16 protein-coding genes, 1 tRNA gene and 1 pseudogene are annotated in these 21324 nt (G+C 68.7%); 4 read left to right on the top strand and 14 right to left on the bottom strand.

Annotated elements, in window-relative coordinates:
• Positions 1–27: 27 nt before the first annotated feature.
• The 5 genes from ACFSGX_RS03225 to ACFSGX_RS03205 form a co-directional block, all read right to left on the bottom strand.
• Positions 28–951, bottom strand: coding sequence for a sugar phosphate isomerase/epimerase family protein (locus ACFSGX_RS03225; protein ID WP_157174984.1), 924 nt, complete (start codon positions 949–951; stop codon positions 28–30).
• A 17-nt stretch (positions 952–968) separates the two neighbouring features.
• Positions 969–1925: a sugar phosphate isomerase/epimerase family protein gene (locus ACFSGX_RS03220; RefSeq protein WP_380927426.1), complete on the bottom strand. Its 957-nt coding sequence runs from the start codon at positions 1923–1925 to the stop codon at positions 969–971.
• 66 nt (positions 1926–1991) lie between these two features.
• Positions 1992–2765, bottom strand: coding sequence for a TIM barrel protein (locus tag ACFSGX_RS03215; RefSeq protein ID WP_380927424.1), 774 nt, complete (start codon positions 2763–2765; stop codon positions 1992–1994).
• Positions 2766–3080: 315 nt separating this feature from the next.
• Positions 3081–3155: transfer RNA gene (locus ACFSGX_RS03210), tRNA-Gln, on the bottom strand.
• Between the two features lie 52 nt (positions 3156–3207).
• Positions 3208–4299 carry a branched-chain amino acid aminotransferase gene (locus ACFSGX_RS03205; RefSeq protein WP_380927423.1) on the bottom strand — a complete coding sequence of 364 codons (1092 nt, stop codon included), beginning with the start codon at positions 4297–4299 and terminating at the stop codon, positions 3208–3210.
• 89 nt (positions 4300–4388) lie between these two features.
• Between ACFSGX_RS03205 and ACFSGX_RS03200 the strand changes: the two genes are divergently transcribed.
• A complete protein-coding gene (locus ACFSGX_RS03200; RefSeq protein WP_157174980.1) occupies positions 4389–4877 on the top strand; it encodes a MarR family winged helix-turn-helix transcriptional regulator in 489 nt (162 codons plus the stop codon).
• Positions 4874–5275: an acyl-CoA thioesterase gene (locus ACFSGX_RS03195; protein ID WP_380927421.1), complete on the top strand. Its 402-nt coding sequence runs from the start codon at positions 4874–4876 to the stop codon at positions 5273–5275. The genes ACFSGX_RS03200 and ACFSGX_RS03195 overlap by 4 nt, the downstream gene beginning before the upstream one ends.
• A 212-nt stretch (positions 5276–5487) precedes the next feature.
• Here ACFSGX_RS03195 and ACFSGX_RS03190 read toward each other — a convergent pair whose 3' ends face one another.
• The 6 genes and pseudogenes from ACFSGX_RS03190 to ACFSGX_RS03165 all read right to left on the bottom strand — a co-directional run bounded on the left by ACFSGX_RS03190 (position 5488) and on the right by ACFSGX_RS03165 (position 15720).
• Positions 5488–6138, bottom strand: a complete 651-nt coding sequence (locus tag ACFSGX_RS03190; RefSeq protein ID WP_380927419.1) for an esterase/lipase family protein — start codon at positions 6136–6138, stop codon at positions 5488–5490.
• A 560-nt stretch (positions 6139–6698) separates the two neighbouring features.
• A pseudogene (locus ACFSGX_RS03185) lies at positions 6699–10391 on the bottom strand (error-prone DNA polymerase).
• Positions 10392–10718: 327 nt separating this feature from the next.
• Positions 10719–12284: a Y-family DNA polymerase gene (locus ACFSGX_RS03180; RefSeq protein ID WP_380927418.1), complete on the bottom strand. Its 1566-nt coding sequence runs from the start codon at positions 12282–12284 to the stop codon at positions 10719–10721.
• A gap of 868 nt (positions 12285–13152) precedes the next feature.
• Positions 13153–13947: an ImuA family protein gene (locus ACFSGX_RS03175; RefSeq protein WP_380927416.1), complete on the bottom strand. Its 795-nt coding sequence runs from the start codon at positions 13945–13947 to the stop codon at positions 13153–13155.
• Between the two features lie 186 nt (positions 13948–14133).
• Positions 14134–14997 (bottom strand): LOG family protein, encoded by an 864-nt coding sequence (locus ACFSGX_RS03170; protein WP_380927415.1) that lies wholly within the window; start codon positions 14995–14997, stop codon positions 14134–14136.
• A 51-nt stretch (positions 14998–15048) separates the two neighbouring features.
• Complete coding sequence (locus tag ACFSGX_RS03165) at positions 15049–15720, bottom strand: extensin family protein (protein ID WP_380927414.1); 672 nt, start codon at positions 15718–15720, stop codon at positions 15049–15051.
• A 339-nt stretch (positions 15721–16059) separates the two neighbouring features.
• On the opposite strand from ACFSGX_RS03165, the gene ACFSGX_RS03160 reads away from it, so the two are divergent.
• The gene (locus ACFSGX_RS03160) at positions 16060–17469 is read left to right on the top strand and encodes a DUF6880 family protein (protein WP_380927413.1); all 1410 of its coding nucleotides are present in this window, start codon (positions 16060–16062) and stop codon (positions 17467–17469) included.
• Between the two features lie 151 nt (positions 17470–17620).
• Here the strand turns inward: ACFSGX_RS03160 and ACFSGX_RS03155 are convergent, their stop codons facing one another.
• Positions 17621–17809: a hypothetical protein gene (locus ACFSGX_RS03155; protein WP_380927411.1), complete on the bottom strand. Its 189-nt coding sequence runs from the start codon at positions 17807–17809 to the stop codon at positions 17621–17623.
• 105 nt (positions 17810–17914) lie between these two features.
• Here ACFSGX_RS03155 and ACFSGX_RS03150 point away from each other — a divergent pair, with 105 nt between their 5' ends.
• Positions 17915–19537 (top strand): NAD(P)/FAD-dependent oxidoreductase, encoded by a 1623-nt coding sequence (locus tag ACFSGX_RS03150; RefSeq protein ID WP_380927410.1) that lies wholly within the window; start codon positions 17915–17917, stop codon positions 19535–19537.
• Between the two features lie 80 nt (positions 19538–19617).
• On the opposite strand, the gene ACFSGX_RS03145 is transcribed toward ACFSGX_RS03150, so the two are convergent.
• On the bottom strand, positions 19618–20238 hold the full coding sequence (locus tag ACFSGX_RS03145) for a 5'-methylthioadenosine/S-adenosylhomocysteine nucleosidase (RefSeq protein WP_380927408.1): 621 nt from the start codon (positions 20236–20238) through the stop codon (positions 19618–19620).
• Positions 20239–20270: 32 nt separating this feature from the next.
• Positions 20271–20936: an HAD family hydrolase gene (locus tag ACFSGX_RS03140; protein WP_380927407.1), complete on the bottom strand. Its 666-nt coding sequence runs from the start codon at positions 20934–20936 to the stop codon at positions 20271–20273.
• Positions 20937–21324: the final 388 nt, after the last annotated feature.

Here is a 21324-nt window from a genome sequence, read left to right as displayed (position 1 = left end):
GCCCGGACTGCATTCAAACCAGCCCGATCAATCGTAGATCGGACGAAGTTCCTTATCCAGATGGTAGCGCGTCAGCGCCATCGAGGCGAGCATGTCCGGCGAACCGTCATATTCGATCGACATCCAGCCCTTGAACTCATGCTTCTTCAGCAGGCGATACAGGCCCTGCAGGTCGAGTTCGCCAAGCCCCGGTTCCCAGAACCAGCGCGTGCCATCGTCCGTAATCTCTGGGTCGCGCGAATAACGGACGCTGTCGGGCTGGTTCGCCGAGGCCGTGTCCTTCAGGTGGAACGTGCTGATCCGGTCGTGATAGTCCTCGTAGAACGTCAGGATGTCCTCGCCCAGGATCGCGATCTGCGCGGTGTCGAGGCAATAGTGCACGTACCGCGGATCTGTGGACTCGATCAGCTCGCGGTGATTGGGCAGGTTGATCGCGCAGAAGAATTCGTTGTGCAGCCCGATCTTCACCCCGTGATCGGTAGCGTATTGGCCGATCTCGTTCATGACCTTGGCGCATTGCTGCACCTCTTCACGGCTGAGCGGGCCCGCGCCGCAATAGTTCTGCGTCGGACAGGTGTTCATGTAACTGCCGCCGAACTTGACGATCGTGTCCACCGCCTCGCGACCCGAACGGATCGCTTCGTCATAATGGTCGGCGGCGTGCGAGGCGTGCGCCCCGTGGAACATGCCGATCACCTCGACCCCGCGATCCTTCGCGAATGCGGAGAAATTCTCGGGCGATCCGAACAGCGGCAGGATATCGGCCAAATCCCAGGGCGCGATCTCGATCCCGTCGAAGCCGAGCGCCGACTGATATTTCAGGATCGTATCCCAGTCGGAATAATAGGCGGTGTTCGTCTTGTCCTCATAATAGAAGTCGCGGAAGTTATCGATCGCGCGATACGGGATCGTCTTCCAGTGGGACATGTTGGCGTAGCGGATGTTGGGCATCGGGGGCTCCGTCCGGATCAGTTCGGCAATTGGTTGAGGAAGGCGCGGGTGCGCAGCAAGGCCCGGAAGGGATCGCGCGTCTGGCGCGCGCTGCAGATGATCGGCCCCTGATAACCCAGGCGATCGAGCAACCCGACGATCGCGGGCAGGTCGACCGAACCGTTGCCCGGATCGCGGAACACCTGCGTCGCGCGGTGCGCGGGAAATTCCGGGTTCGGGCTCTTCCAGGTTTCGCCCTCATCGACGAAATCGGTGTCGGTCAGGTGTACGCAACCGATCCGGCCCTGTTGCGCCGAAATGAATGCGGCCGGATCGATCCCGGCGATCGTCAGGCTCGCCGTGTCGACGTCCAGCTTTACACCGTCGGGCAGCGCATCGATCAGCGGCAGGATCTGCTCGCCGCGGAAGAGGCTCCAATATTCGTTGCGCAGCACGAGGGTGACACCCGCCGCCGCCGCCTTGTCCGCAAGGCCGCGCAGCAGTTCGGTCGCCCGCTCGGTAAAGCTCGCGCGCTTCGCCTCCAGATCGGGGTGATAGTGCGCCGCGCGCCCGTAATAGGGCGACGGGCTGATCGCGAAATAGTCGGCGCCCAGATCGGCGGCGTGCGACAGCGCCTCGCCGGCGAAATGCCCCGACGCGCCGAAGAAGAAGTCGAGATTGGCGTTGCGCATGAACAGGTTGGGATCGAACGTCACGCCCGTCACCGTGTCGATGCCCCGCTCCGCAAGCGCCGCGCGGTAGCCGGCAGCCGACTCATACTTGGTCTGGATCGAGTAGCGGTTCATCGGCACGCCGCTGCGCCCGCCAAACTGCCAGACGGGCTCATAGGGGATCTCGATCGAACGAAATCCGCTCGCCCGGAGCAAGGGGTAGAGCTCTTCCCAGAAATATTTGCTCTCGAACCTGTTGCGGTTCGGTTCCTGATTGTGGCGGTTGATCAGGTCGAGGCTGATCGCAATTCGATCGCTATTCATCACGCAATCCGTTCGTTGGGGGACGCTGTCATCGACGGCGGTTGAGGGCTGGTCGGCAGCCCCGTGTCAGTCGGCGAGCATCCGCTGCGACTGGGCGAACGACTCGTCCATCGGCATCGTCGGAAAATACTCCAGGCCGATGGCGCCCGAATAGCCGAGCTCACGCAGGCTGCGCGTGACCTTGCCCCAATCGAGGCTGCCGGTGCCGGGCTCGTTGCGGTCGGGCATGTCGGCGACCTGGACATGGGCGACCAGGTGGATGCGACCCGCCAGCACCTCGGCCATGTCCTCGCCCATCACGGCGCTGTGCCACACATCGTAGAGCAGCCGCAGGTTCGGGCTGCCCACCGCCTCGACCAGATCGAGGCCGAGCGTGGTGCTGACCAGATACATGGTCGCGAACAGCTGGGTATTGAGCGGTTCGAGGAGCAGCATGACGCCCGCCGCCTCGGCCGCGTCGGCGGCCGCGCGCAGGGCGGTGACGGCGTTGGCGAAATGCTCGTCCTCGCTCATGCCATCAACGCGAAAGCCGGAGGCGACGATCAGGCTCGGCTTGCCGAGAACCGCGGTCGCAGCGATCGTGTCGCGCACCGCGGTGACCATCTCCTCGCGCTGCGCCGGATCGACGATCGAACGGCGCGGGTCGACGCACAGGCTGGTCAGTCGCATGCCCGTTTCGGCAAGCGCGGTGGCCAACGCATCGATCGGCTTGTCGCGCCAGAGATGAAATTCAGCCAGTTCGAAACCGGCCGCCTTGGCCGCGCGCAGACGCGCATCGAGCTCGCCGGCGTCGGCAAACTGCCATTCGATACAGGAGGATAGTGTATAAGCCGCAGACATAGGATCCCTTCCCATTCTACGGCCCCGTGGTGCTGCGCACTCGTATGCCTGGCGGATCCGCTGTCCCGCTATTTTGTCCCCCGTCGCTACAGCGCCGTGCCGCAGGAATCAACTGCCAGCCACTCGTCCCGACGAAATCAGCATCGAACATCAACGAAGGCCGCCGTCCGGTTCGTGCTCCGCAGCGACAACCGCACGTCTACGGTAGCACTATCGAACAGACGATGCGTCCGATGCCACCGAACACGGCAGCCACCATGGTCAGCCGGCGCTCTCAACAACTTGCAGCCATCACTGGCCGGATTTCCAATGATTTGGCTGGGGCGGCAGGGTTCGAACCTGCGCATGGCGGCATCAAAAGCCGCTGCCTTACCACTTGGCGACGCCCCAACGTGCCGCGCCTTATACTCGCGCGCGGCGGGGAGGGAAGAGGCAGCCCGCCTCAGAACAGTTTTTCGACCCAGCCATGCTTGTCGGGGGCCAGCCCGCGCTGGATATCGACCAGTGCGGTGCGCAGCTTCAGCGTCAGCTCGCCCGGCGTCGCACCGTCGCCGACGCGGAAGTCGCCGTCCGCCCCGCGCACCGTGCCGATCGGCGTCACCACCGCCGCGGTGCCGCATGCGAACGCCTCACGCAGCCGCCCGCTGGTCGCATCCGCGCGCCACTGGTCGATCGCATAGCGTTCCTCGCGCACCGTGATCCCCATGTCGCGCGCCAGCGTCAGGATGGAATCGCGCGTGATGCCGGGCAGGATCGTACCCCCCAGCGGCGGCGTGATCATCGATCCGTCGTCGAACACGAAGAACAGATTCATGCCGCCCAGCTCCTCGACCCAGCGGCGCTCCACCGCATCCAGGAACACCACCTGATCGCACCCGTGGCGGATCGCCTCCGACTGCGCGAGCAGGCTGGCCGCATAGTTGCCGCCGCACTTGGCCGACCCCGTCCCGCCGGGCGCCGCGCGGGTATAATCCGCCGACACCCACAACGACACGGTCGGCGTGCCCGACTTGAAATACGCGCCGACCGCGGAGCCGATCACCATGTAAAGATATTCCGACGACGGCTTCACGCCCAGGAACACCTCGCTCGCGAACATGAACGGGCGCAGGTACAGCGCGCCGCCTTCCTGCCCCGGAATCCAGTCGCGGTCCGCCGCGACGAGCTGACGCACCGATTCCAGGAACAGCGGCTCGGGCAGCGGCGGCATCGCCATCCGCTCGGCCGACCGCGCGAACCGCGCGGCATTGGCGTCGGCGCGGAACAGCGCGGCCCCGCCGTCCTCCGTGCGGTACGCTTTCATCCCCTCGAAAATCTCCTGCGCATAATGCAGCACCGACGACGCCGGATCCATCTGGATCGGCGCGCGCGCCTGCACCCGCGCATCGTGCCAGCCCATGCCTTCCTTGTAGTTGATCACCACCATATGGTCGGTGAACACCCGCCCGAACCCCGGATCGACCAGCATCCCCGCGCGGGTCCCGGCATCGACCGGGGTGGCATGCGGTTCGATGCGGAAAGTCGGCTCGGTCATCACGGCTCCTCGGGGCGGCCAGTCGGTTGGTACCGACGAACAGGCTTGCCGGTTGCGTCCGGTTAGGCTGCCTGCCAGATGGAATCAACATGCCAGCCGCCCCCGCCTCCCCGCTGTTCCTGCGCGAAGCCGAGATCCGGCGCGGCCTCGAACTCGTCCATTTCGCCCAGGCGCAGCTGTATCGCGGCATGGACGATCTGCTCGGCCCCCGCGGGCTCGGCCGCGCGCACCAGCGCGTGCTCTACTTCACCGCGCGCCAGCCGGGGCTGAGCGTCAGCGCGCTGCTCCGCCTGCTCGGCATCACGAAACAGTCGCTCGGCCGCGTGCTGACCGACCTCACCACCGGCGGCTTCGTCGAAACGCGCACCGGCACCAGCGACCGGCGGCAGCGGCTGCTCCACCTCACCCCCGCCGGCGCCGCGCTGGAGGCCGAGCTGTTCGCGCTGCTCCGCGCCCGGCTGAGCCGCGCCTACAGCGATGCCGGGCCGGGCGCGGTCGCCGGCTTCTGGGCGGTGCTCGAATCGCTGATCCCGGCCGCGGACCGCCCGCGCATCGCGGGCCTCGGCGCGGGGAAATGACGATGCCGACGCGCTTCACGCAGGCGATCACCGCCGCGGCCGACGACATCGACGAGCTTGGTCACGTCAACAATGCGGTCTGGGTCCGCTGGATCCAGGACGTCGCAACCGCGCACTGGCATGCGGTGGCGGCACCCGGCCATCACGACGCCTATGTCTGGCTGATCGTCCGCCACGAAATCGACTATCTCCGCGCGCTGAAGGCCGGTGAAACCGTCACCGCTGCCACCTGGGTCGCCGACGCCCCGCGCGGCGCGAAGTTCGACCGCCTGATGGAATTCACCGGCCCCGACGGCCGCCTCCACGTCCGCGCCCGCACCACCTGGGCCATCCTCGACCGCACGACGGGCCGCCCGCTGCGCGTGCCCACGGAGGTGATCGCGCCGTTTCTGGCGTGATGCGGCGAGACCGGCCCTCACTCAAAAACCGGTTCGGTTCGAGCCTGTCGAGAACGCTGCGCAACGTTCTCGACAAGCTCGAACCAAACGGGGAATTAGGTGCTACCTAATAAAACAAACCGCCCATCCCGAGCGAAGTCGAGGGACCCTTCGAGCGAAGCCGAGAAGCCAACAGCACCACAAAACCGACGCCGCAGAAAAGTCCCCGAAACTCAAACCCCCCGCCGCAAAACCTCCAGCACCGCCCGCAGGGCCGCCGGATCCGACGTGAACCCGATATGTCGGCAATCCACCGCGATCGCCGCATCGGCCTCCCCCGCCAGCCCACGCGACGCCGCCGGCGCCACGATCCCGTCCCGCGCCGACCACAAGGCAAAGGTCGGCACCGGCGGCTTCTCCGCCAGCACCGCCGCGATCGGCAACTGGTCCACTGCGTGCCCGGTCACCCGCTCGTACATGCGCCAGGCATGGTTCGCCCGAATGTCACCAGAAAACGGCGACCCCAAAGTCACCACCCGCTCGACCAGGTCGGGCACCCGCTTGGCGATCTCGCGCGCATACAGCCCGCCCAGGCTCCACCCGACGATCGCCGCCGGCCGCTCCCGCGTCACCGCCGCCAGCCGCTTGAGCATCCGGTCGAGCAGCGCCTGGCTGATCCCGCGATTGCGCCCCAGCCCCCAGCCATGCGGAACATAGCCCGCCGCCCCCAGCGTCCGGCGCAGCGTCACCGTCGTGCTGTCGTCCGCCAGAAAACCCGGCAGCACCAGCACCGGCCGCCCATCCCCCGGATAGGCCCGCGCCAACCCCCGCCAGGCCACCTGTCCCCGCGCCCACGCCAACGGTACGCCAAGTTCAGCAATCATCGCACGGGTAGACGGAGCACGCATTCCCGCCACTTACGCGCTCACGAAGCGCAGCGGAAGCGATGTTGGCGGGCGATTTGCGGGTAAAGTGGGACCTTAGCGCACACCGCCACACCGCCACACCGCCTGTTCGGTTCGAGCTTGTCGAGAACTTCGCGCTTCGACAAGCCACGCAAACCTACGCCCCCTCCGTTTGGTTCGAGCCTGTCGAGAACTTCGCGGCCGGCCCCGCGAGACCAAACGGCAAAAGCACCATTCCTTCCGAGCCCCCCGTTCGTCCTGAGTAGGGGCTGAGCGCAGTCGAAGACCCGTATCGAAGGATCAGTCCCACCCGCGAACCCATGCTTCGATACGCGCCCTCGATACGCGCCAAGGGGCGCTACTCGGTCTCTACTCAGCACGAACGGAGCAGCGTGGACGGAGACAACAAAGCAAAGGGCCATGCTCGGGCGTCGGCACACCCGTCACGCCACAGGCATGGGCATGGGCATGGGCATGGGCATGGGCATGGGCATCACGCAAACCAGAAGGCGGCACCCCCGCAAGGGACCCGCACCCCCCTACCGGAAATCCCGGGTCTGCACCCGGATCACCTCCTCCGGATCCGCCCCATCACGGAACGGCCGGTGATAATCGCGCCGCCCCTTCGGCGCCCAGCCGGCATCGCCGCGGTCCGGCGCGCCCGGATGCGTCGCGCCGTCGCCCGGCCCCGGCTTGTGCGGGAACGCCATCTCGCCCACCGAGCGCAGTTCGTCGGTATAGTCCATGATCCGGTCGGCGATGACGTGGATGACCGTGCCCTCGCGCTGCACGCGCCCGCGGATGCCGATCATCGCAGCGGACAGGACGGTGCGGCGCTGTGCCTCAAACTTGTGTGGCCACAAGATGCCGTTGGCGATCCCGGTCTCGTCCTCGATCGTCAGGAACAGCACGCCCTTGGCGCTGCCCGGTTTCTGGCGGATCAGGATGATGCCCGCCACCTCCACCGGCGTCCCGTCGCGCACCCGGTCAAGCTCGGCACAGGTCCGCAACCCCCGCCGCGCGAACGATTCACGCAGGAAACTCAGCGGATGCGCGCGCAGCGACAGTTGCAGCGTGCGGTAATCCTCCACCACCTCGCGCCCCTCGCTCATCGCGCGCAGCACGACGGTCGGCTCGCGCCCCTCCTCGCGCGCGTCGGCATGCGCGAACAGCGGCAGCGGCGCCTCGCCCAGCCCGCGCACCCGCCACAACGCCTGCCGCCGGTCATGCCCCAGCCCCGCAAACGCATCCGCCGCCGCCAGTTTCTCCAGCGCCGCCACCGGTACGCCTGACCGCTTCCACACATCCTCGATCGACCCGAACGGCACCTCCCCCCGCGCCGCCACGATCGCCGCCGCATGCTGGTTCGACAGGCCGGCAACGAGACGCAGCCCCAGTCGGAGGGGCGACATACAACCGGAGGGACGGCCGGTAGCTTGGAACGCCTTTTCCCCCGAGCAACCCAAAAGCCCTCCCCCCACCGGGGGGAGGGTTGGGTGGGGGGCTTAGGCTGGAAACGACCGTTCCCCAAAGCGGGCCAAAAGCCCTCTCCCCTGGGGGAGAGGGTTGGGAGAGGGGGGAGTGGCCTGACGCATCTGTTCCCCCCAGCCAAGCCCCCCACCCCGACCCTCCCCCCGTTGGGGGGAGGGAGCAGAAGGCCGTTCCCCGTCGTGACGTAGAGTAGGAAAGGCATCACCGGCTGCAGCGTCCGAACGCGCCCGCCCCAAGCCAAACCCCTCTTCCCGAAGGGGAGAGGGAGCCCGCTCACCCCCAACCATAACCGTATCCCACCGGCTCGCATTCACACACGGCGGCAGCACCCGCACCCCATGATCGCGCGCGTCCCGCACGATCTGCGCCGGTGCATAAAACCCCATCGGCTGCGCATTCAACAGCGCACAGCAGAACACATCGGGATGATGGCACTTCATCCACGACGACGCGTAAGCGATCTTCGCAAACGACGCCGCGTGACTCTCGGGAAAGCCGTAACTCCCAAACCCCTCGATCTGCCTGAACGTCCGCTCGGCAAAGTCGCGCTCATACCCGTTCGCCACCATCCCCTCGATCATCTTGTCCTGATACCGCCCCACACCTCCCGTGGACTTGAACGTCGCCATCCCGCGCCGCAGCCCGTCCGCCTCCGTCGGGGAAAAGCCCGCCCCCACGATCGCCACCTTCATCGCCTGTTCCTGGAACAGCGGCACGCCGAACGTCCGTTCCAGCACGGCTTTCAGCTCGGGCTTCGGATACTCCGGCTGCTCCTTCCCCTCCCGCCGGCGCAGATAGGGGTGCACCATGTCCCCCTGGATCGGCCCCGGCCGCACGATCGCGACCTGGATGACGATGTCGTAGAACACCTTCGGCTTCAGCCGCGGCAACATGCTCATCTGCGCGCGGCTCTCGATCTGGAACGTGCCCAGCGTGTCCGCGCGCGCGATCATCGCGAACGTCTTCTCGCAATCCTCCTGCATCTCCGGCGACGCCAGCGTCATGCGCTTGCCGCGATGCTCGGCCAGCAGGTCGAACGCGCGCCGCATGCAGCCGAGCATCCCCAGCCCCAGGATGTCGACCTTCATGAACCCCAGCGTCTCGATATCCTCCTTCTCCCACTCGATCACCCGCCGATCGACCATCGCCGCCGGCTCGATCGGCACCAGATCGTCCAGCCGGTCGCGGGTCAGCACGAACCCACCGGGATGCTGCGACAGATGCCGCGGCGTCCCGATCAGCCGCCGCGCCAGTTCCAGCGTCAACGCGATCCGCGGATTGCCCGCATCCAGGTTGAGCGCCTCAACATGCCGCTCCCCCACGCCCTCCGCGGACCACCCCCACACCTGCCCGGCCAGCGCCGCGGTCAGATCCTCCGGCAGCCCCAGCGCCTTGCCCACCTCGCGCACGGCCCCCCGCGCGCGAAACCGGCTCACCACCGCGGTCAGCGCCGCGTGCCGGTGGCCATAGGTCTCGTAGATCCACTGGATCACTTCCTCGCGCCGTTCATGTTCGAAATCGACGTCGATGTCCGGCGGCTCCGCCCGCTCGCCCGAAATGAACCGCTCGAACAGCAGTTCATGCTTCACCGGGTCGATCGACGTGATCCCCAACGCATAGCAGATGACCGAATTGGCGGCCGATCCCCGCCCCTGGCACAGGATGTCCTGGCTCCGCGCGAACGCGACGATCGAATTGACCGTCAGGAAATAGGGCGCATATTTCAGCTTCCCGACCAGTTTCAGCTCGTGATCGGCCAGCGCCCGGTACGCCTCCGGCACCCCCTCCGGAAACAGCCGGTCCAGCGCGCTGTCGACCAGGCTCTGCAACGCGGCCTGCGGGTCGCGCCCGCGCATCACGATCTCGTCCGGATATTGATAGGTCAGGTCAGTCGGCGAAAAGGTGCAGCGTTCGGCGATCGCACCGCTGGCGGCGATCGCGTCCGGATAATCGCCGAACCGCCGGGCCATCTCGTCCGGGCTCTTCAGATGACGGTCGGCATGGCGTTCACGCAGGAACCCCAGTTCGTCGATCGTGCGGCCGTGGCGGATCGCCGTCACCACATCCTGCAATATCCGGTTTTCGGGCGCATGGTACAGCACGTCGCCCGTCGCCAGCGACGTCAGGCCATGCTCGCGCGCCAACGTATCGAGCGTGTGCAGCCGCAACGCATCGCCCGGCCGCCGCGTCTGCGACAGGACCAGATGCGCGCGATCACCGAACACATCGGCCATCATCCGCACGTCGCCGCGCAGCCGCGCGTTATCGTCGGCGGCAGTCCGGACGGCTCCGTAAACCGCAGCATTACCCGCAGCAATCTGTGCAGCATAACCCGCACCACCGTCAGGCAGCAGCGCCGCAACCAACCCCGCGGCATGCGTCTCGACATCCTCCCAGTGCAGGAAACACTGCCCCTTCTCGCCCTTGCGCGGTTCGGCACGCGCCTTGCCCAGCGACAGCAGCCGCGTCAGCCGCGACCACCCCTCGCGATCCTCCGGCCACACCAGCAGCGACGTGCCGCCGACCAGATCCAGCCGGCACCCCGCCACCATCCGCATGCCCGTATCGCGCGCCGCCACCATCGCGCGCACGATCCCCGCCACCGAATTGCGATCGACGATCCCCAGCCCCGGCAACCCGATCATCCGCGCCTGCGCGAACAATTCCTCGCACGACGACGCCCCCCGCAAAAAACTGAAATGCGTCGTCACCTGCAACTCATGATACCCGGCCCCGGTCATCGGACGTGGCACCGTCGCACCATGGAACCCGCCGTCGGACACAAACCGAACCGCGACACCCCGAAAAATCCACCCCGCCCCGCCCGAAGCCGGCACGCATCCGTAGCCCCACCCCCCACGTCACCCCGGACTTGATCCGGGATCCAGGAACACAAGTGCGGTGCGTGAAACTTTGGCTGCTGGATCAAGTCCGGAATGGCGGATGACCGGGCATTCATCGGATAATCCGATGATAAAGGCCGTCCCGAGCATCCGTTACGCTTCGCGGCCGCACATGGTCGTGCTTCCTCGCCGTCGAAAGACGGGGCATCAGCAGGCTCTGCCCACTCACGCGAACACGCCGTGCAGATGCCAGCTCATGTCGCCGGTCCGGCCGTCCACGCCGTCGCCGCGACGGAAGATCCAGTAGCGGGCGCCGCTGGCGTCCTCGACCTGGAAATAGTCGCGCACCGCGTCCGCCTCGCCCGCGCGCCGCCACCATTCGCCGTAGATCCGTTCCGGGCCATCGCCGTGCGCCACGTCGTGGACATGGCCGCGGCAACTGAACCGGCGCGGCGCATGGTCTGGCAGCAGCGCGGTCACATGGTCCAGCCGCTGCGGCGGATCGAGCAACCGCACGGGGCGCGGCCACGCAGCGGGCCAGGCGGCGGGCGGGGACAATGGCGCGGCCCGGGCATGCGCGCGTTCCGGCACGTCGCTTTCCACCGCACCCATCCGGAACAGCCGATGCGTCCCGACCCGCCCGGTCACCAGATCGACCAGGATCGTCAGGTCCGACGCAGCATCCTCCCCGATCGTCGCAATCGCCGTCGCGCCCAGCGGTTCGCTCGCCACCGCGCGGATCGCCATCGCGTCGATGCCGAAACCGGGGTCGATCGTCTCGATCTTGGGGATCAGCAGCCGCGCCAGATGCGCCGCGTCGCGGTTCGGCCGTGCGGTGCCGGCCCGCACGATCAACGCCTGCCCGTCGACCCGCTCGCACCGCAGCTCCAGCCGGCGCGCGCCCAGCCCGCGCGCGGCCAGTTCCACCACCAGCAGCGCCAGCAGATCACCGATCACCTGTGCGATCGCGTCCGCCGTCGCGATCGGCTCAACCAGCCGCAACCGCGCGGACGGCAACGCCTGCGCCACCACCGGCACGATCGGCTCCGACACGCGGCCCAGCGCCTGGTCCAGCCGGCGCAGCACCGTGCCCCCGAACCGCCGGTTGAGCGGCGCGCGCGGCATCGCGATCAGGTCGCCCACCGTCTCCACGCCCAGCCGCCGCAGCCGATCGCACGCCGCGACCTCGATCCGCAGCGCGTCGACCGGCAACGGAGCCAGCGCCTCCGCCTCCGCCCCGCCTTCCAGCATCGGCGCGGCGACCCGCCCGAACCGCGCCAGCGCATGCGCGGCCCCCGCCGTCCCCGCCACCGCGATCCGCGCGCTAAAGCCCAGCCGCGCGCAGAACCGCAGCACCCGCCGACAGAACCGCGCCTCGCCGCCATGCAGATGCGCGACGCCCGACAGGTCGATCCACAACCCGTCCGCATCCGACACCGCCACGCCCGGCGTCCAACGCTTGAGCGCGAACAGCGCCAGCCGGTCGAGGTCCGCCGCCACGCCCGCCGGATCGGCATCGCGCACGTCCAGCCCCGGCACCATCGCCCGCGCCATCGTCATCGCCATCCCCACCCGGATCCCCAGCGCCCGCGCCGCCGGACACGCATGCCCCACCACCACGCGCGCCCCATCCCGCACGGTCAGGACAAGCGGCACCGGCGCAGAACCATCGGCCGCCCCCACATCCCGCGCTACGGACGGTTCCACCCGCGTCGCCCGCTTCACCACACCCCCCAGCTCGCGCCCGGTCTGCCAGAACGCCCCCTCGCGATCATAGCCGGGCCTCGCCACAACGGGCTTGCCGCCCTTCCGGTTTGCGGTGGTTCCCCCGGCACGCTGGCGTTCTGCGGACCCTACCGCTCTCCGATCATCCCCAGGCGCCCGTACCGCGCCTGCATCACCACCCAGCTTTGAGACTCCTGCCTTCCCCCCATCACTCCCGCGTGCAATCCCAACCTCGTTGCCGTCCTGCTCACGAACGCGGGACTTTATAGCCACGACGTTGCTTGCGGCCCCCGGCAGGGTGACACCGGATTCAGACGTCCGCTGCGATGATGGGCGAACGGAAGGACCACCCTCCCCCCGCGTCATCCCGGACTTGATCCGGGATCCAGGGACGCAAGGAACAGCGCTTGTGACTCTGGATCCCGGATCAAGTCCGGGATGACGATCGGTTGCCATGACAACCGTGCCCGCCCGTGCCGACAAGCCGGCGCCGTCCTGATCGCAAGCCAAAGCATCTATCGTCACACCGCCGGACGCAGTCCCCACGGACGCGGAACGCGATGCCGCCCGCCACTCATGGGACGTCGGCGACGGCACGATGTTCGCCCTCGCTGCCGTCTGGGCCCACGCTCCGGGAAGCTCCGCCGCGCCATCCGCCGCCGCAAATCCGCCATCACGCCCGACCATCGGCGGCACCCAACCCTGGCGCAGGCCGCCCGCCTCGTCGCGCGGCATGGCGCGGAACGGGATGGGTGCGGGTTCGCTGCGGCGGCCGAGTTCGCGCATCGGGGGGCGCTGGTGCGCGGGCAGCGTGGCGATCGCATCGACCACCGCCTGTTTCTCGCGCACCCGGTCGCCGCTGTTGCGGGCCCAGCGCGCGCCGGGGCGCCAGCCTTCGCCGCGCGCCTCGGCCGGCGGGAGCGTCGCGGCGGGTTCAGGCGGCCGCACGCCCACTTGAGCGCCCGCCGGCCCGGTTTCCAGCCCGATCCGCTGGTCGATCCGCCGCACCCGCTCGATCGCGAATTCCGGCAGGTAGAGCGAGACGACCCGCTGCATCATTGGCCTCCACGGTCCAGTCGAAGATATCGCCGCCACGCTGGCGGACGAGCGAGAGTTGCCAGCGTGCCCGACCGATGCCCGCCACCGGCAACGGTGCGGACGGCGCGGGCGCCAGTTTCCAGCGGGTCACCGCCGCCGACGGTTCTTCCATCGGATCGGCCCCGGACCGTTTCCACCGGCGCAACAAGAGCGCGGTCGTGCCGCCCGCCTCCGCCGCCAGCTGCAACCGCCGCGTCGCGGTCAGCCCGGCGCGGCTCGCCTCGCCGATCACCGCGGCCAGCGACCCGTGGCGCAGCCCCTCCTCCATCACCGCCAGCGTGTCGGCGTCCTGCCCCGTCTCGGCATAGATCACCCGGTCGGGCGGCAGCCCCGCCTGTTGCAGGCCCGGCGCGAACAGGTCCCGCCGGCTGACCACCCACAGCACCTGCCCCGTCAGTCGCCCGGCGATCCCGGCCAGGAACAAGGTCGCCGCCGCATCCGCGCCCATGCCCGCATCCGCGCCCGCCGCCTCGTGCAGCGCGGCCCCCGCGATCCCGCCCTCGGCCAGCCGATCGTCGATCCCGGCCACGCCGAACGGCAGCACCGGCCGCCGCTCGGCACCCCCGCGTTCGATCGCACGCACGCTCTCGCGCAATGCATCCAGTCTTGTGGTTCGGTTGATATCGGACATGGGAACACGACTCGTTTGTTCCCTTTATGTTCCCTCAATTCCCATGCGAGGTCAACCACCCGGAACGCCCCGGAACGGGACTCCAGGCCGCGCACGACCGGAAATCCCCCTCCTGCACAGGAGGGGGAAACGGCACTCGAAAAAAGATTCCGGAACACCCCACCCATCAGGGCAGGGGGCGTCGACTCAGCCCCGTGAGGCCCAGTAATCCTGCACCGCGGCCCAGCCCTCTTCGGCCGTCTCGACGAAGCGGAACAGTTCCAGGTCCTGCGCGCCGATCACGCCTTCCTCGACCAGCGCGTCGAAATCGATCACCCGCGTCCAGAAATCGCGGCCGTAGAACAGGATCGGCATCGGCGTCACCTTGCCGGTCTGGATCAGCGTCAGCAATTCGAACGTCTCGTCGAACGTGCCGAACCCGCCCGGGAACACCGCCACCGCCCGCGCGCGCAGCAGGAAATGCATCTTGCGCAGCGCGAAATAGTGGAACTGGAACGACAGTTTCGGGGTCACATACGGGTTCGGCGCCTGCTCGAACGGCAGTACGATGTTCAGCCCGATCGACTCGGCGCCGACATCGTCCGCACCGCGGTTAGCGGCCTCCATGATCGAGGGCCCGCCGCCCGAACACACCACGAACTGGCGCTTGCCGTCCTGCGACGGCGCGGTCCCGCTGGCCAGCGCGGCCAGCTTGCGTGCCTCGTCATAATATTTCGATTTCTCGGCCAGCCGCGCGGCCACCTTCGCGCGCGGCCCGTCGCCCGCCGCCTCGACCAGTGCGGCCGCCTTCGACGGTTCCGGAATGCGCGCCGACCCGTAGAACACGAAGGTCGACCCGATCCCCGCCTCGGTCAGCAGCAGTTCGGGCTTCAGCAGCTCCAGCTGGAAGCGCACCGAACGCAGGTCCTCGCGCAGCAGGAAATCGGGGTCCTGGAACGCCAGCCGATACGCCGGATCCGACGTCTGCGGCGTCGACACCTGCTTGGATGCGGTCTCCGCCTCCTCGCGGGCGGGGGAGAAGACGCGCTTGGGAATGTAGCGATCGGTCATGCGGGTTCCTGCTGGCCCGGCGGGGCCACCCGCGGGGGAAAGCGGGGCTTCTTAGCGGCAATAGCCCCCGCTCGCCATATCGAAATGGAAATGGTCGCGGTGATACGCATTCGCGTCCGGGCCCAGCACGACGCCGAACCGCCGGCACCCCGCATCATGCACGGCGCGCAGATAGGCACGCACCCGCTCGTCCTCGCCGCCCCAGCCGTCCTTCACGGTAAAGCGCGTCCCGTCGGCCAGCACGAACGCGCTGATATCGACCGCATTGGCATGCGCATGCTCGGACAACCGCCGCCCCGCCTGCCCGTTCACCGGACGACACGCATAGGTCCCGAAACTCTCGATCCGACGCAACGGCTGGCCGAACGTCCGCTCCGCCTCGACCTGCGCGACCTGCGAAACCCAGCGGCTGAACGCCAGCGCCAGCGGACAGCGCATCGCGCCCAGATTGGTGATCGGCGTCCCGATCGCGACCAGCTTGACCGACGCGGTCGCATCGCACCCACCCCCGAAACTGCGGTCCGGCAACGCCTGGAACGACACCCCGGCACGGCGCAGATCCGCCTGGCATTGCCGCAACGCCGCGTCGGACAACGCCGGCGCGGGTGCCGCCTGAGCCACCGCCGGCCGCCGCGAGGGCGCCCGCCGCTCCGGCCCGCGCCCCGCGGGGATACAGCCGGCCAACACCAGCAACGACAGGATCGGCCACGCGCGCATGGTCATTCGGTGCCTCCGATATGCTGACCGTCCGATGAACCGGCAGGGGCGATGCCACGAGCTGCGTTGCTACTCGTACGGACCGACGCACCGCAGTCAAACTCACCCCCAGCCAAGCCCCCCACCCCAACCCTCCCCCCGATGGGTGGAGGAAGTCCCGTTCCACATCGACGACCGCATAGCCCTCCCCCCACCGGGGGGAGGGTTGGGTGGGGGGCTTTGGCCGGACACCCCGTCTATCCAAACGGTAAGATGCGAAGAGGCCAGACGTAAACTCTCCGGGATCCAGCACCAAACACCCCCAGGTTGCACCCGCCCCCGATCCACGCCACTTGAGAACCCAGCATGGCCGCCTCCTCCACCCTCAACGCACGCAACCTCGAACGGCTCGGCGCGCCCGCGCTGGCGGAGCTGCTGATCGAGGTCTCGACCGGCCACGGCGCGATCAAGCGCCGCCTGCGCCTGGCACTCGCCGACGCCACCGGCCCGGGTGAGATCGCGACGCAGGTCCGCAAGCGGCTCGCCACCATCGCCCGCGCGCGGTCCAACCTCGACTGGCGGCAGCTCCGCGCGCTGATCGCCGACCTCGCGACGCAACATGCCGCGATCACCGGCCCGCTCGCCACCGCCGACCCCGTCGCCGCGCACGACCTCCTCTGGGATTTCCTCAAACTCGCCGATCGCGTGTTCGAACGCACCGACGACAGCGCCGGCAAGCTGATCGATCTGTTCCGCGCCGCCACCGCCGACATCGCGCGCCTCGCCCAAGCCGCCGACGTCGCGCCCGCAACCCTCGCCGACCGCGCGTTCGACGCGCTCACCGGCCCCAATCGCGGCCAGTATGACGTGCTGGTCGCCGCCCTCGCCGACCCACTCGGTCCCGATGGCCTCGCCCGCCTGAACACCCGCGTCGCCGCCTGGGCCGTCGCCACGCCGCACCCCGACGACCCCGACATGGCGGGCGGCAGCGTCGCGCGCGTCGCAACCCGCCGCGCCGCGGTTGCGCGCATCGTGGGCGAGCGGATCGCCGACGCCACCGGCGACGTCGACGCCTATATCGCGCAGCAACCCGACCGCACCCGCGCGCAGCCGATGGTCGCCACCGCGATCGCCGGCCGCCTGCTCAAGGCCGGCCGTGCGGAGGCGGCGATGGCCGCGATCGACGCCGCCGACACCAGCCGGATCGCCTATGTCCCGCCCGAATATGACAGCGTCCGGCTCGCCATCCTCGAGGCGCTCGGCCGCCACGACGACGCGCAGGCGTTCCGCTGGGACCGGTTCGCCGCGGCACTCCACGCCGGCCACCTGCGCGACCATCTCCGCCGCCTGCCCGATTTCGACGATTTCGAGGCTGAACAGCGCGCGCTGACCTTGGTCGAGAATTACCCCGACGCCCACGCCGCGCTCGCCTTCCTGGTCGCCTGGCCGGCCTATGACCGCGCCGCGCGCATGGTGATGGCACGCCCGAAGAGCCTCGACGGCGATCGTTACGAGGTGCTGGCCGACGCCGCCGACCTGCTCGACGCCGCACACCCGCTCGCCGCGACCCTGCTCCGCCGCACGATGATCGACTTCACGCTCCGCACCGCCCGCGCCACACGCTACGCCCACGCCGGCCGCCACCTCCGCGAATGCGCCGCCGCCGACGCCCGCATCGACGATTATGGCGCACTGCCCGACCACGCCACCTACGTCGCGGCACTCCACCGCACGCACGAACGCAAGACGGGCTTCTGGCAGGCTGCGGCGGTTTAGGGCGTCACCTAAACCTCAGCAGACCGCACGCCCAACCGTCATCCCGGCGAAAGCCGGGATCTCCCTCAGGTCGAACCGACCCCCAAGCCAAAACGAGACCCCGGCCTGCGCCGGGGCGACGACCATAGTGGCGGTCTCTCAACCGACGTCTTCAGGAGCTCGGCCGGCTCCCGCCCACGGGCGTCGCGCCGGGCGTCGCGGTCTGGCCAAAGCGCGTCGTGAACACGTACAGGATCGTCCCCGCCGCCAGCAGCGCGATCAACCCGAACGCGATGATCCACGGGCGCACCGCGCGCGGCGTCTTGTTGTCGGGGGTCTGCGGTTCGTCGACTTCGGCCATGGTCTGCTCCCTTGTTACGACCCGAACGGCCGGCACGCCCGAAAGTCCCCGCGCAATCAACAGCCTCCGTTTTACCCGCGGCCCCCGGGGCGCTAAGGCACCGCCATGCTCCGCCTCTCCGACATCAAGCTTCCGCTCGACCATCCGCCCGAGGCCCTGACCGCCGCCGTCCGCGCGCGGCTCGGCCTGGCCGACGACGTGCCCCTCGACGTTGCGATCGCGCGCCGCGCCAACGATGCGCGTCGCCGCACCGCGATCCTGCTCGTCTACTCGGTCGACATCACCGTGGCGGACGAGGACGCGATCCTCGCGCGCTTCCCCGGCGATCCGCATGTCCGCCGCACGCCCGACACCGGCTACCGCTTCGTCGCGCACGCCCCCCCCGGCAACACGACGCCGCGCCCCGTCGTGATCGGCGCCGGCCCCTGCGGGTTGTTCGCCGGGCTCATCCTCGCACAGATGGGATACCGCCCCATTATCCTCGACCGCGGAAAGGTCGTCCGCGAACGGACTAAGGATACCTGGGGCCTCTGGCGTCGCGGCGTGCTCGAACCCGAATCGAACGTCCAGTTCGGCGAAGGCGGCGCCGGCACCTTTTCCGACGGCAAGCTCTGGAGCCAGATCAAGGATCCGCGCTTTCTCGGCCGCAAGGTCCTGACCGAATTCGTCACCGCGGGCGCCCCGCCGGAAATCCTGACCGAGGCACACCCCCATATCGGCACGTTCCGGCTGGTCACGATGGTCGAGCACATGCGCGCCACGATCGAATCGCTCGGCGGCGAATATCGCTTCGGCACGCGCGTCGACGATCTCGACATCGATGAGGCCACCGACGGCACCCGCACGATCCGCGGGCTGCACCTGGCCGACGGCGGCTACCTCGCCGCCTCCCACGTCGTGCTCGCGGTCGGGCACAGCGCGCGCGACACGTTCCACATGCTCCACGATCGCGGCGTGCATGTCGAGGCGAAGCCCTTCTCGATCGGCGTCCGGATCGAACATCCGCAGGGCTGGATCGACCGCGCGCGCTTCGGCGCCTGCGCCGGCCACCCGGACCTCGGCGCCGCCGCCTACAGCCTGTCGCACCACTGCAAAAACGATCGCACGGTCTACAGCTTCTGCATGTGTCCCGGCGGCACCGTCGTCGCCGCCACGTCCGAACCCGGCCATGTCGCGACCAACGGCATGAGCCAATATTCGCGCGCCGAACGCAACGCCAATTCCGGCATCGTGGTGGGGATCGACCCGGCGCGCGACTTCCCCGGATCGCCGCTCGCCGGCATCGCGCTGCAACGCCACTGGGAACGCGCCGCCTTCGTCGCCGGCGGGTCGAGCTATGCCGCCCCCGGCCAGACGCTCGGCGACTTCCTCGCCGCCCGCCCGTCGACCGGCTTCGGCAGCGTCGAACCGTCCTACCGCCCCGGCGTCCACCCGACCGACTTGGCCGAGTGCCTGCCCGACTATGCGGTCGCCGCGATGCGCGAGGCACTACCCGTCTTCGGCCGCCAGATCCCCGGCTACGACCATCCCGACGCGATGCTCACCGGCGTCGAGACGCGCACCTCCTCCCCCGTCCGCATCACCCGCGGCCAGGATCATCACAGCCTCAACACCCGCAACCTGTTCCCCGCCGGCGAGGGCGCAGGCTACGCCGGCGGCATCCTCTCCGCCGCCATCGACGGCATCAAGACCGCCGAGGCCGTCGCGCTCAGCATCAACGCCGCCTAACCAAACGAACCGTTCCCCGGCGCAGGCCGGGGCCCAGACGCAACCGCTTCACCTAGACCCCGGCCTCCGCCGGGGCACGCTCATAGGCAGTCCACAACCCCAGCCAACCCATCCACCGCGACCGCCAGTTCGCGGTCCAGATGCCCCAGCAACGCCGTCCACCCGGACAGTCCGTCCAGCTCCCCCGGCCCGTCCGACACGCCGCGCAACCCGATCACCGGCACCCCGAACCGCGCGCAGGCCCGCACCACCGCGAACGTCTCCATATCGACCATGTCGGCGTCCACCGCGTCGAAGCCCTTGCCCCACACGATGTCCGCCCCGCTCGACAGCGTCGCGGTCGGCACCCCCGGCAACGGGGTCGTCAGCGGGATCACCGCGGGATGATCCGCAAACGGCGTCACCCCGCGTGCGAAGCCCAGCCGCGTCGCATCCATGTCGCGCCACGATACGCCCGAAACCTGCCACACCGTGCCGAGTGGACAGCGCCGCGATCCCGCAGAGCCCAGCGACACCACCAGGTCCGGCCGCCGCCCCTCGCTCTCCAGCCGCTGCAACGCCGCCGCGGTCGACAGCGCCGCCTCGACCGGCCCCACACCGGTCAGCAGCGGAGCGATCCGCCGGCGCAGTTCCTGCCCATATTCCTGTTCCACCGCCATCGCGAACAGCACACGCCGTCCCGCAATCTCGTCCACCATCATCGCCCGCGCTCCACCAAGGGGTCGCGCGACCCTTAGCGTCCCAGCGGCGACCCGGCATAGTCCACCAGCAACGCGGCGACGTCGTCATAGATCGCGATCGCCCCGGCTTTGACCAACACGTCGTCCGGGAACCCGCCCGATCGCACCGCGACCGCCACGATCCCGCACTTGCCCGCCGCCTCGACGTCGTAGGGCGTATCGCCCACCACGATCACCGCGTCCGCATCGATCCCGTCCAGCTTGCCCAGCGCCGTCGCGAAGATGTCCGGCGCCGGCTTGGTCTTCTCCACATCGTCGCTGCTGGTCGTCGCGGTCACCAGGTCGCGCGCGCCCAGCAGGTCGAGATAATGGTCGAGCTCGCCCTCCGATGCCGAAGACGCCAGCACGACCTTCTGCCCCAGCCCGGCCGCATGGCGCAGCAGCTCGTGCGCCTTCGCGAACGGCTTGGCCGTCTTGAGATACTTCGCCTTGAACACCTTACCGTGCGCCTCGCCCAGCGCCTCCTGCGCCGCTTCGTCCAGTTCGGGCAGCAGCGTCGGCACCAGCATGTCGGTGCCCTTGCCGATCTGGTCGTGCACCACCTGCCGGTCGAACGTCTTGCCGATCCCCGCGAACGCCGCCTCCCACGCCAGCACATGCATGTCGTTGGTATCGACCAGCGTGCCGTCGATGTCGAAGAGGATGGCCTTGATCTTCATGGTGGGTTCCCGGATTTGGCAGGGCGGCGGCGCATGGAATGGCGGCCGCTCGCCGATCTGCTCGGCCGCGTGTCATGGATATGTCGCAGACCGAAGATGACGCGGACACAATGCGCGATCGCCCGATGGGTTGCATCAAGCAACCGCACAATATTGCCGACCATTGTGATACCTCTTGCCCGATCGCCAGCAGTTCTGGCGGGTCTGGAATGACGATGCGATCTTGCCCACATCAATAGAACGGCGCCGAAACATTATCTCCCCACGCCTTGATGTAGATCAACATAGTAGAATAGTACCAGGATTTTACTGCCCAGCGGGAACGATCCACGGACGCAGGCGGTTGTCCTGGCATCGTCGCATCGGCTCGGTGCCAGCGTGGCTGTCC

Source organism: Sphingomonas arantia, from assembly GCF_042682045.1.
GTDB classification, from domain to species: Bacteria; Pseudomonadota; Alphaproteobacteria; order Sphingomonadales; family Sphingomonadaceae; genus Sphingomonas_R; species Sphingomonas_R arantia.
The sequence above is the reverse complement of the archived record's forward strand: the minus strand, read 5'-3'. Positions and strand labels throughout refer to the sequence as shown.

Excerpts from the sequence above, each read along its gene's own strand:
- ACFSGX_RS03215 (WP_380927424.1), bottom strand. The coding sequence starts at position 2,765 with ATGTCTGCGGCTTATACACTATCCTCCTGTATCGAATGGCAGTTTGCC.
- ACFSGX_RS03205 (WP_380927423.1), bottom strand. The coding sequence starts at position 4,299 with ATGACCGAGCCGACTTTCCGCATCGAACCGCATGCCACCCCGGTCGAT.
- ACFSGX_RS03195 (WP_380927421.1), top strand. The coding sequence starts at position 4,874 with ATGACGATGCCGACGCGCTTCACGCAGGCGATCACCGCCGCGGCCGAC.
- ACFSGX_RS03145 (WP_380927408.1), bottom strand. The coding sequence starts at position 20,238 with ATGATGGTGGACGAGATTGCGGGACGGCGTGTGCTGTTCGCGATGGCG.
- ACFSGX_RS03160 (WP_380927413.1), top strand. The coding sequence starts at position 16,060 with ATGGCCGCCTCCTCCACCCTCAACGCACGCAACCTCGAACGGCTCGGC.
- ACFSGX_RS03165 (WP_380927414.1), bottom strand. The coding sequence starts at position 15,720 with ATGACCATGCGCGCGTGGCCGATCCTGTCGTTGCTGGTGTTGGCCGGC.
- ACFSGX_RS03225 (WP_157174984.1), bottom strand. The coding sequence starts at position 951 with ATGCCCAACATCCGCTACGCCAACATGTCCCACTGGAAGACGATCCCG.
- ACFSGX_RS03155 (WP_380927411.1), bottom strand. The coding sequence starts at position 17,809 with ATGGCCGAAGTCGACGAACCGCAGACCCCCGACAACAAGACGCCGCGC.
- ACFSGX_RS03150 (WP_380927410.1), top strand. The coding sequence starts at position 17,915 with ATGCTCCGCCTCTCCGACATCAAGCTTCCGCTCGACCATCCGCCCGAG.
- ACFSGX_RS03170 (WP_380927415.1), bottom strand. The coding sequence starts at position 14,997 with ATGACCGATCGCTACATTCCCAAGCGCGTCTTCTCCCCCGCCCGCGAG.
- ACFSGX_RS03220 (WP_380927426.1), bottom strand. The coding sequence starts at position 1,925 with ATGAATAGCGATCGAATTGCGATCAGCCTCGACCTGATCAACCGCCAC.
- ACFSGX_RS03190 (WP_380927419.1), bottom strand. The coding sequence starts at position 6,138 with ATGATTGCTGAACTTGGCGTACCGTTGGCGTGGGCGCGGGGACAGGTG.
- ACFSGX_RS03140 (WP_380927407.1), bottom strand. The coding sequence starts at position 20,936 with ATGAAGATCAAGGCCATCCTCTTCGACATCGACGGCACGCTGGTCGAT.
- ACFSGX_RS03200 (WP_157174980.1), top strand. The coding sequence starts at position 4,389 with ATGCCAGCCGCCCCCGCCTCCCCGCTGTTCCTGCGCGAAGCCGAGATC.
- ACFSGX_RS03175 (WP_380927416.1), bottom strand. The coding sequence starts at position 13,947 with ATGTCCGATATCAACCGAACCACAAGACTGGATGCATTGCGCGAGAGC.